Source organism: Globicatella sanguinis NBRC 15551, assembly GCF_001552295.1.
Taxonomy (GTDB): domain Bacteria; phylum Bacillota; class Bacilli; order Lactobacillales; family Aerococcaceae; genus Globicatella; species Globicatella sanguinis.
Genome location: NZ_BCQX01000086.1, coordinates 1 through 10,161, shown reverse-complemented (window position 1 = coordinate 10,161; position 10,161 = coordinate 1). Strand labels below are relative to the sequence as shown.

Annotated in this window: 8 protein-coding genes; 1 reads left to right on the top strand and 7 read right to left on the bottom strand. The window is 37.1% G+C overall.

Annotated elements, in window-relative coordinates; genetic code table 11:
* Window positions 1-48: 48 nt before the first annotated feature.
* The 6 genes from GSA01S_RS07605 to GSA01S_RS07580 form a co-directional block, all read right to left on the bottom strand.
* Window positions 49-1,737 (bottom strand): alpha-amylase family protein, encoded by a 1,689-nt coding sequence (locus GSA01S_RS07605; protein WP_066126322.1) that lies wholly within the window; start codon window positions 1,735-1,737, stop codon window positions 49-51.
* 4 nt (window positions 1,738-1,741) lie between these two features.
* Window positions 1,742-2,668, bottom strand: coding sequence for an adenylyl-sulfate kinase (locus GSA01S_RS07600; protein WP_066126319.1), 927 nt, complete (start codon window positions 2,666-2,668; stop codon window positions 1,742-1,744).
* Window positions 2,669-2,804: 136 nt separating this feature from the next.
* On the bottom strand, window positions 2,805-3,638 hold the full coding sequence (locus GSA01S_RS07595) for a carbohydrate ABC transporter permease (RefSeq protein ID WP_066126318.1): 834 nt from the start codon (window positions 3,636-3,638) through the stop codon (window positions 2,805-2,807).
* Between the two features lie 15 nt (window positions 3,639-3,653).
* A complete protein-coding gene (locus GSA01S_RS07590; protein ID WP_066126316.1) occupies window positions 3,654-4,523 on the bottom strand; it encodes a carbohydrate ABC transporter permease in 870 nt (289 codons plus the stop codon).
* 10 nt (window positions 4,524-4,533) lie between these two features.
* The gene (locus tag GSA01S_RS07585) at window positions 4,534-5,793 is read right to left on the bottom strand and encodes an extracellular solute-binding protein (RefSeq protein WP_066126314.1); all 1,260 of its coding nucleotides are present in this window, start codon (window positions 5,791-5,793) and stop codon (window positions 4,534-4,536) included.
* Window positions 5,794-5,805: 12 nt separating this feature from the next.
* Window positions 5,806-7,968 (bottom strand): alpha-galactosidase, encoded by a 2,163-nt coding sequence (locus tag GSA01S_RS07580; protein WP_066126311.1) that lies wholly within the window; start codon window positions 7,966-7,968, stop codon window positions 5,806-5,808.
* Between the two features lie 127 nt (window positions 7,969-8,095).
* Here GSA01S_RS07580 and GSA01S_RS07575 point away from each other — a divergent pair, with 127 nt between their 5' ends.
* Entirely contained in the window at window positions 8,096-8,968 is an 873-nt protein-coding gene (locus GSA01S_RS07575) for an AraC family transcriptional regulator (RefSeq protein ID WP_245631299.1), read from the top strand.
* An 84-nt stretch (window positions 8,969-9,052) separates the two neighbouring features.
* Here the strand turns inward: GSA01S_RS07575 and GSA01S_RS07570 are convergent, their stop codons facing one another.
* On the bottom strand, window positions 9,053-9,961 hold the full coding sequence (locus GSA01S_RS07570) for an alpha/beta hydrolase (RefSeq protein WP_066126309.1): 909 nt from the start codon (window positions 9,959-9,961) through the stop codon (window positions 9,053-9,055).
* Window positions 9,962-10,161 lie beyond the last annotated feature (200 nt).

Below are 10,161 nucleotides of genomic sequence, written 5' to 3'. Positions count from 1 at the left end.
CTACTTCTGGTCTACTCCCACTTTGGTGCTAAATTTAATTTAAAATAATTATCCCTGATACTCAAAGACGGTTGTTCCATCAGCTGAGGTACCACTCACCAATAAGCTTGTTGGTTGACTTAAGTCCACTGTCATCAATGCTTTGGCACCATTATATTGCCATTCGATTGATAGATGAGTGTCTTTTACATCATAATGAATTGTTGCGTCCTCATTAAAGGCTTCAAATTGACTTCTAAATTTGATCAATGCCAGTTGATCTTTCACCACTTTTTTCATGAGGCCTGCTTCTATATCCTTCGCTGATAAATTCGTACGGTTAATTTCTTTATGGCCACCTGCCCCTGCTCTAGCAACTGCTTCATGATTGTTTGATCCAGCAAAAATATCTAAATACCAAATTTGTGGTTTTCCTGGCATAAAGAGTTGGATGGCACGGGCTAACATCATTTTGGTCTCATCTTCGCCTAATGCACTAAAGTAAGTCGCATTGACTTGATAATAAACATTTTTTTGGCCGTGAAGATTCTTCACATATCCACCACGTCCGACAACAGTGTCAATCAATTCTTGAATACGAGTTTCTGGTAATAAGCCTTTTAAGTCTAATAAAGGGATCCCATCATGACAGCCCAACATGTTGACCGTTTTTAGGTCTTTCGTTAAAATATCGTCAATCCATGTTGCTAAGTGCTCAGCATTTTGTCCTTCAATCGTATCTAAAATTAATCCGGGTAGGAAAAAGTCATAAACTAAATAGCCCTCGTTGCCAATTTTCTCATGGATTTTTACTTCATAGCTTTCATGGATTTCGGGTAATAATGTTAGCTCACGTTCTTTAGCTAATTGGCTCACTTTATCCAATAATTCCCAGGTTCCAGGATCATTTAAGAAATTGCGCTCTCCTACTTCTTTCGGGCCATAAGCAAAAGCATCCAAACGCACGATACTAGCTCCATAGGCTTTTAATTGGTCTAAGGTTTGCGCATAAAATTCCCAAACTAAGGGAGATTTGATATTTAAATCCATTTGCCCTAAATATTCACAATGTGTTTCTAAATAGTCTTTAACAGGGGTCAAATACGCATTCAAAGCTCCTAAATCTAATTCAGACAATGGCGCATCCGCTTCAAGATGGGCTTGTACTTTTTCATGAATGCTTGCTGCTTGATCATATTGAATAGCCAATGCTTTCATCCATTGTTGCGTAGTCACTTGTGGGTACTTTTTTTCTTGATAAAAGGTATTCCAAAAAGTCAATCGCTCATTATTTTTGGTTCTAATCGTTAAAATAGGTAAGCCTGGTTTACGGAAGAACATTTTGTTAGTAAATTCTGCAGCCGGTTGAATATACCCTTCTGCAGTCATTTCACCATGTCCTTGCCAAAATTTATTCCAATCGATAAAGAAATCATAGTAAGGTGAGTGACTGCCCTCTTCAACAATAGACTGAAATTGTGGTGATAAGACAGAAGCATGGTTCAAGATGAAGTCCAATTTCGTCTTTACGCCTAAAGTCGCTAAAGATTGAAGGTCCTGTTCACTCACTAAAGTTTGATTCAAGCCATAATCAATAACTGAAAAGCCACGGTCTAAATCAGAATGATAAAAGCTAGGAAGGATATAAACGGATTGAAACGCGCCTTTTACTTCAGGGCGCGCTAAAAAATCGACCGTCCCTTCTAATTTTTCAGCTAAACTATCGGGATATACATTTAACATTGGTTGAATATTCATCGGTTTACGCTCCTTCAATTAATGATAAATATTGATCATAATCTAACACGACGCCCTCTTTTGAGAAGATTAAATCGGCCATTGGACTTTGTTGGTGTAATTTCTCTTGTTCAATACCAAGAACCATCGTGACAAAAGCACTGTCCGCATGACCATCACGGGCTCTTAATTTACGATAGGCCATTGTTTCTGCTGGGGTGCTATTTAAAAACAGTCTAAAATCAATCCCTCTTAAATCTGCGTGATTACCATGGGTCCACTCTAAAATCATTATTTTTTTGTTTGAAAAATCGACCTGGTCATACCATAAAGCATCTGGTGTGCGTCCCATTCGTTTTAACCAAATGTGGTCATGGCCCTCTTTAAATTCTTTTAAGACACGATTAATCGCCGGGATATTTAATTCCTTATCGGTGCCCAAATAATCAGCTAAAGCTCTCTTTCCAGCTAAATGATAAGTTTGATACCAATCATATTGAGATAAATAGTCCAAACTGCCATCATTGAACACTTGATAAATATTATCTAAGACCGCTTTTATCTCGTCATTATAAAGGCCTTGTTCTACCAAAGCTTTTTGGGCAGCATCTCGGCAAATTTGAACGCGTTCCGCATCATTGTATTCAGGAATACGATGAGGATAATTATCTCCCGATAAAATATAAGTGCCAACACCTGCTTTTTCAAAATAAAATGCTAGAATAGATGCCAAGGTCGTTTTACCCGATCCAGATCCACCACTGACTGATATGATAATTTTATCTTCTGTTTCAAAATCAACCCTTGAGATTAATTCTTTATAAAGTGTTTGGGCTTTGTCGAATGAATCCTCTGAGTAAAAGATTTTATCACCCGGCATATCACCACGTGGCATCGGTTCTTCCATCGTTGGAAACCCTTGTTCAATTAACGATAACAATTGTTCTTTCATATACTGACCTCCTCAATCTTATAAAAAATTTATAACGTTTCATTTCTATCTTTATTATAGAAAAACTGGTGTTATATTACAAACACCAGTTTCACTTTTTTTAACTAATAACGAGTCAGATTAATACTCGCAATGATTATTTAACTGCCCCATTACTCATACCCGCAATAATGTGTTTTTGGAAGACTAAGTAAACCAATGTGATGGTCACAATCCCCACGATATAAGAGGCAAAGCTTGGACCAAAATCATTGAAGTATTGTCCTGTATAATTATATTGGAATAGCGGTAAGGACCACATTCTCGAATCTTTATTCAAGATTAATAATGGTAACATAAAGTCATTCCAGAACCATAAAGCATTAATAATCATGGTCGTCGCATGCATCGGTTTTAACATCGGAAAAATAATTTTACGATATGTTGTGAGTTTATCCGCTCCATCAATCTCAGCTGCTTCATCCATACTTTCTGGTACACTCACTTTAATGTAACCAACATATAAGAATAAAGTTTGTGGGATAGCATAAGTTAAATATAACAAAATTAACCCCCACATATTGGCCATACCAATACGGTTCATCATCACGGTAATCGGAATCATGATGACTTGGAACGGTACAAAGATTCCTAAAATTAACAAACTATACATAATCGCAAAAGCTTTTCTTTTACTCATATTACGAGCAATCGAGAAGGCTGCTGCCGGAATAACTAACGTGACAGCCAATAGTGACACTACTGTAATAATGGTTGAGTTTAAGAAATAATCTTTAATACCATCCTCTAATAATGTCTGATAGTTATCTAAAATAAATGGTTTAGGCCAGCTAAAGAAATTATCGACGATATCTTTAGTTGTTTTAAATGAACTTAAAATGGTTACCAACAATGGAATAAGAATGAGAATTCCACCAATTATTAATAAGCCATATTGCCAAGTGTTGCGTTTTGATGCTTCATTTTTCATTAGTGCTCACCCTTTCTATTGTACTTCATAACGTTTTGAGAGACGGATTTGTAAAATTGAAATCAATCCGATAATTACAAATAAAACTAAGGCAATCGCATTAGCATAGCCATATTGATTACTCTTGAACGCATAATTATAAACTAATAAACCTAATGGTGTGGTCGCATCATTGGGTCCACCACCCGTTAAAGCAAAGATTTGATCAAAAGCGGTTAACCCTGCTTTTAAAGCCATAATAAACACCATCGTAATACTTGGTATTAAATAAGGTAATTCAATCGACCAGAAAATATGTTTTTGATCCGCCCCATCAACACGGGCTGCTTCAATAATTTCTTGGGGAATACTTTGTAAACCAGATAAGAAAATAATAATCGGCATCGCTACCCCTTGCCATAACATGACAAAGATAACGGCAAAAATCGCACCCCATTTAGTTCCTAAAAGACTGACTTGTAGCCACTCTATTCCTAAGGCATTGCCAATTGCCGGTAAACCATAGTTAAAGACTTGTTTAAAAATTAATGAAACCGTCAAACCTGACAACACTGCCGGGAAGAAGAACCATGCTCTAAAGAAGGTTTGGCCTTTAATTTTGGAATTTAAGGCGCGCGCCAATAAAATCCCTAAGACAATTTCACCGGCAATTAAGGCTATCGTTAAAATAATCGTAAACCCAATCGCTGACATAAATTTTGTATCGGTCATTAATATTTTGTAATTATTTAACCCCACAAATTCAAAATTATAGGTTAACCCCGTCCAGTTAGTTAAACTGTAGAAGGCTCCTTGAATCATCGGAAAATAGAAAAATATAATTTGTAAGAGGATGGGAATTGCTAGAAAAGCCCAGCCCCAATATTTAGATAAAAACTTTTTCATTGTACTCCTCCTACTTTACATCGGCTTTCATTGGATTAAAGAAAGCATTTAAATCTTGTGCCATGCGCTCTAAATCACCGGTCGTTAAATAATTGGTGGTTAAAGTATAATAATCATTCTCACTCGTCCAATTTTGTGCTAACCAGACAATATGTTTATCCGTAAAAGCATATTGAGCTAAACCAGCTAATTCAGAATCTTCTTTCATTTTAACACCTTTAACCGTTACGGGTGAGCCATCGACATCATAATATTTTTGCATCGCTTCTGGTGTCGTCAAGTATTCGACAAATCGAAGTGCTTCTTCTTTATGTGGTGTCGTAGCAGAAATCGATAAAGCGAAGTCTCCCGAACCAATCGTTAAGCTTTCTCCCGGATTATTACCTGGGAATGGGAAGGTCGCTACTTCAAATTGAGGTTCTTGCTCGTTAATCATTGTCAACGCCCATGAACCATTAACGGTCATTAACGCATCTCCTCTAGCAAAGGTTGCTAAAGCATCGGTATAAGACGCCCCTTGCCAGTTTTGTTGCATTGCCCCTGGACGTCTTAATAAATCTAAACGCTGAGCATCCGCTTTTAAAATTTCATCATCGGCTGAAATCGAGTTAGGTTGAGAAAAACGTAAGTAATCATTCGCTGGTTGGAAACCACCCGTGACGGTCGCAATCGCTAATTGATGATAGCCATTTAAAGTCCAGCCTTCACTACCCGCAATCGCAAAAGGCACTTGGCCATCCGCAATCATTTGATCCACTAAAGCTTCAAACTCAGCCCATGTCTCAGGTACTTCATATCCTAACTCTTTAAATTTCGTCGCGTTATAATAAAAACCGTACATATTGGCACTTAGTGGTACATTGTAAATACCACCTTCTACTTCATAGTTTTCAGCATAACCCTCTTTTAAATTTTTCATAAAAGGTTGATCTTTGACATCTTCAAGATAGCCGGCTTTAGCCCATTCTTGTAATTCCAAACTTTGTGGATAAGTATTCATCACATCTGGTAAGTCCCCTGCTAATACTCGTGTCTTTAACACATCACCAGGTGAAGGAACATCGACGACTTTGATTTTGATGTCTGGATTTTGCGCTTCAAAATCTTGCGCAATTTCTCTAATGGTATCTGTCATTTCCTTCTTTTGATTGAAGTATTCAATTTCAACCTTACCATCTGCTGTTAAGCCGTCATCTTTTCCACATCCCACTAAGCTTAAACTCGCTAAGCATAAGATGCCTGCTTTTAATAACTTGCTTTTTCCTTTCATCTCATTCACTTCCTATTTTTTTATAAAATGGAGTTGTTTCGTTAAGAAATCTCCTTGAGGCAACGCCATTGTAAGACCTGCATACATTAACTCTGCTCCTGAATATACTGTATCACTGTCTACTAATTGATACAAACTATCCTCCTCGAGTCCGACTAATTTAACCGTCGTTTCAATGGTTTCAATCGTTGATAAAATACGAACATAAGTGACCACCACTTGGTCTTGATAATTAAATTGCACTGCTGCTTCATTAGAATCTGCTTCAGGATTAATCAAGCGATATTGTTTCCCTAATTGAATGATTGGACGAATCTTTTTATAAGCTGCCACTTGTTCTTTAATAACGGCTTTATCTGCTGCTGAAAGACTCGTTAAGTCTAATTCATAACCTAAATTCCCCATCATCGCGACATGCCCTCGTGTTTCAATCGGTGTGGTTCTGCCCAATTGATGGTTTGGTGAAACAGACACATGCGCTCCCATTGAAATTGTTGGATACAAGTACGATGAACCATATTGAATTGGTAAGCGTGCCATCGCATCCGTATCATCACTCGCCCAAACTTGTGGGAAATAGCGTAACATTCCTAAATCATTACGCCCGCCACCACCTGAACAACTTTCAAATAAAATATTGTCATGTTTTTCCGTTAAGTAAGACACCAAGTCATACAACCCTAACATATAAGCATGGGATTGCGCTTTGGTCTCAAGATAAGTTGTGCCATTACCAATTTTCGTGATATTACGGTTCATATCCCATTTAACATAATCAATCTCATGATTTTCTAGCAATTGATCGAATGTCGTTTTTAAATATGCTACCACTTCTGGATTGGATAAATCTAAGACCAATTGATTACGCGAATAAGTATGACTGCGGTTCGGCACTTGAATCGCCCAGTCTGGATAGTTGCGATATAAATCACTATCTTCAGAAATCATTTCCGGTTCAACCCAGATCCCAAATTTCAAACCACGTTGATGCACTTCATCAATGAGCGCTTTTAAGGTGCCCCCTAATTTTTCTTCATTGACCCACCAATCGCCTAAAGCACGATTATCATCAAAACGATTGCCAAACCAGCCATCATCTAAGACAAATAGTTCGATACCTAAAGCCACTGCTTCATCGGCTAAAGCCAATAATTTCTCACCATTGAAATCGAAATAAGTCGCTTCCCAATTATTGATTAAAATCGGTCTTAATTCGTGTGCAAAAGTTGCGGGAATAATATGATTTTGAACGAAACGACGCGATTCATCTGATAAAGCATTCAACCCATTAGCACTATAGCTGAATAAAGCGACCGGTGTTTCGAATTGTTCACCTGGATTTAATTGCCAACTAAAATTATCATCATTTAAACCGATTGCCACTCGCACTTCATTTAACTGATTTTGTTCTACAAAGGTTTGGAAATTACCTGAGTAAATGAGTTGTAATGCAAAGGCTTCACCCGCTTGTTCCGTTGTCTGGCTATCGGCCAAAATTAAAGCAGGCGTTTGGCCATGTCCTGAGGCACCACGATTCGATCCTACTTTATAGAATCCTTGCGTGACCGGTTGACGACGAACGGTCTTCTCTCTGGCATAAGCACCTTGTAAAGTAATAACATCATACGCTTTAGCTGGCACATCGAACATCGCACTCAAAGATCGGTGTAAAACGACCGGTTCTTCGCCCATATTTTCGAATACTTGATGCACTAAAATCGTATCTTCGGTTGCTGAGGCGGTATAGATTAGTTTTAAGCTGACTTTAGCAACCTCATCTACTAAATTGAAAATAATCGACTCTGCATCATTGAAAGAGTGAACTGTTGGTAACGTTGTGAGTGCCACATTACCTTTCACAATTTCGTAGTCCGCTAATTTAAAATCTGTCACTTCATTTTGATGATGTTGCACTTTTAAAGAGGGTTGGCGGAAATCACCCAAACCATGTTGTCCAATCACCTGACGCTGAGTATCAAAACTAAAAGTACGATTATGAGGTTCCGGGTTACCAGAAAAAGCATGATCTTTTTCAAAGACTGCATTTGATTGATGATATTGGTTTACCCGACGTCCTACATGTCTTAATAATAAATACCCATTAACATTTTCAATAATGATAGATGTGTTTTTGCCATGAATATAAAATAATGTTTCTTCCACTTGAATGCTCATCATTTTGCCTCCTATTTGTTGTTAACACTATCATACCTTGTGTATTCGTTTTCTAAAATAGAATTATGTTAGGTTGCGACATGGAATAATGTTAGGTATAATTTAATGTGGTTAGGAGGGGTTACGAGTGTTAAACAAGAAGATTGAAGGCGGTAGTCTAGTTTATTATGAATTGCATCAAGGTTCAGTCGATTTAATGATGGACTTTTGCGGCTATGAAAAATGTCCACCTAAATATGGTTTTGGCCCCGCCATTCGTGATAATTATGTACTCCATTATATTGAAGAAGGGAAAGGCCAATTTATCTATAATGGCAAAACCTATCATCTAAAAGCTGGCGATTTATTTTTATTGAAAGAAAATGAATTATTGTATTATGAAGCCGATATTAATGAGCCGTGGTCTTATTATTGGTTGGGGCTTAGTGGCACCAAGGTTGCGGATTATTTTAAGTTGTCGACTTTAATGCAAGACGGTTATGCTATTTCGAAGGATTTCGAAGATACCAAATTAATTGGTGAAACAATTAAATTTATCGTTACCCAGAATATTACTAAAGATTATTATTCGATTGAAACTTTACAAATTTTATCCAAAATATATGAAGTATTATATTTAATCGCCCATCAATTTCCACCGAAAGAAGCTTCTAAACAAAAATCAACTCAACAATTATATTTTGAAGCGAGAACGATCATAGATAAACAATACGGGAATGAAACATTAAACGTTAACTATATCGCTGAATTATTAGGAGTCAACCGCAGTTATCTTTCCACTATTTTTAAAGAATACGAGCAAATGACACCGAAAGATTATTTAACGAAAGTGCGCATGAACAGAGCCAAACAACTCTTAGAAAGTTCAGACTTAACCGTCAAAATCGTCGCACTCTCCGTCGGTTACGCTGATCCCCTCTACTTTTCAAAATCATTCAAAAAATACTACGGCTATAATCCTAGTGAAGTGGAAAAAGTCACCCAGAATACAGAAATATGAACTAAAACCTCTCGCTATGCCTGATGAAGGGCTGGCGAGAGGTTAGTTTGTATTTTTTTAAAGAATTGTAAGCCACGGTAAAATCTATTCAGTATAATCAAAGAAACGATTTGGAGCCGTTTTGGTTGGCGCTAACCATTCAAGTAATAAGTCAATCCATTTACTTGCTTGATAATTTGAATTAGCAGTTTGACGACCGGTTAAGATATTCGCCAGTGATAGTCCATGTTTACCTTTATCGAAAATATGCAATTCATAAGGAATCTTATATTCTTCTAGAGCTAAAGCAAACTCGATTGAATCAGTAACAGGCACCACATCATCTTCTCGTGTATGCCAGATGAAACTAGGTGGTGTCATATCATTAACAAAATTCGTCGGTTTTAAATCAGCCAATTCAACTTCGGTATTTTCTGCTTTACCGGTAATCGCATACATCATTGGATTCACCGATTGACCATATTCAGGTCTCACCGTTGAAAGAATTGTTAAAGCTGGATAAATTAACACTAAATGGGTTGGTCGGTATAATTCATTTGATTTGCCAACTAATTGTGCTAACCACTCTTCATGCCAATGCACCCCTAATTGCGCCGCTAAATTACCACCGGCAGAAAAACCTCCGACGACAATATATTCTTCATTAATCGACCATTCCTCTGCATTTTCTTTAAGAATTGTCATCGCTATAGCCAACTCTACTAAAGGATTAGGATATTGACTAATAGGAGCGTCTGGCCAATTTGCTAATTCAGCATTAAATGCTTGAACCCCTTCGGTTGCATAATGTACGACCATTACTTGAAAACCTTTCGCAAAAAATTGCAATGCAACCATTTCAGATTCACGGTTTGAGGTAAACATATAACCTCCGCCAGGACATAACACCATCACCGGATATAAACGGTCACCATCAATTTCAGGATTAGCTTCATGTAAATAAAATTTAGCGACAGCTCCATTTTCACCTATTTGCTCTTCAAAATAACGCATAATTGCCTCCTTTTCATTCAATGATCTTTGTGACAATAATCGAATTCCCTTATTAAAACACCTTTTAATTAATAGAACTCAACTTTCAACTAACTCCATTGTACGAGATTTTAAAGCGAATTCAAATAATTTCAATACATTTTAAATTATCATCATTCAATAAGGGAGTGGACCAGAAGTAGAAAATCAAATAATTTTCG

Coding starts and splice junctions, on each gene's coding strand:
- GSA01S_RS07605 (WP_066126322.1), bottom strand. CDS start 1,737: ATGAATATTCAACCAATGTTAAATGTATATCCCGATAGTTTAGCTGAA.
- GSA01S_RS07600 (WP_066126319.1), bottom strand. CDS start 2,668: ATGAAAGAACAATTGTTATCGTTAATTGAACAAGGGTTTCCAACGATG.
- GSA01S_RS07595 (WP_066126318.1), bottom strand. CDS start 3,638: ATGAAAAATGAAGCATCAAAACGCAACACTTGGCAATATGGCTTATTA.
- GSA01S_RS07590 (WP_066126316.1), bottom strand. CDS start 4,523: ATGAAAAAGTTTTTATCTAAATATTGGGGCTGGGCTTTTCTAGCAATT.
- GSA01S_RS07585 (WP_066126314.1), bottom strand. CDS start 5,793: ATGAAAGGAAAAAGCAAGTTATTAAAAGCAGGCATCTTATGCTTAGCG.
- GSA01S_RS07580 (WP_066126311.1), bottom strand. CDS start 7,968: ATGAGCATTCAAGTGGAAGAAACATTATTTTATATTCATGGCAAAAAC.
- GSA01S_RS07570 (WP_066126309.1), bottom strand. CDS start 9,961: ATGCGTTATTTTGAAGAGCAAATAGGTGAAAATGGAGCTGTCGCTAAA.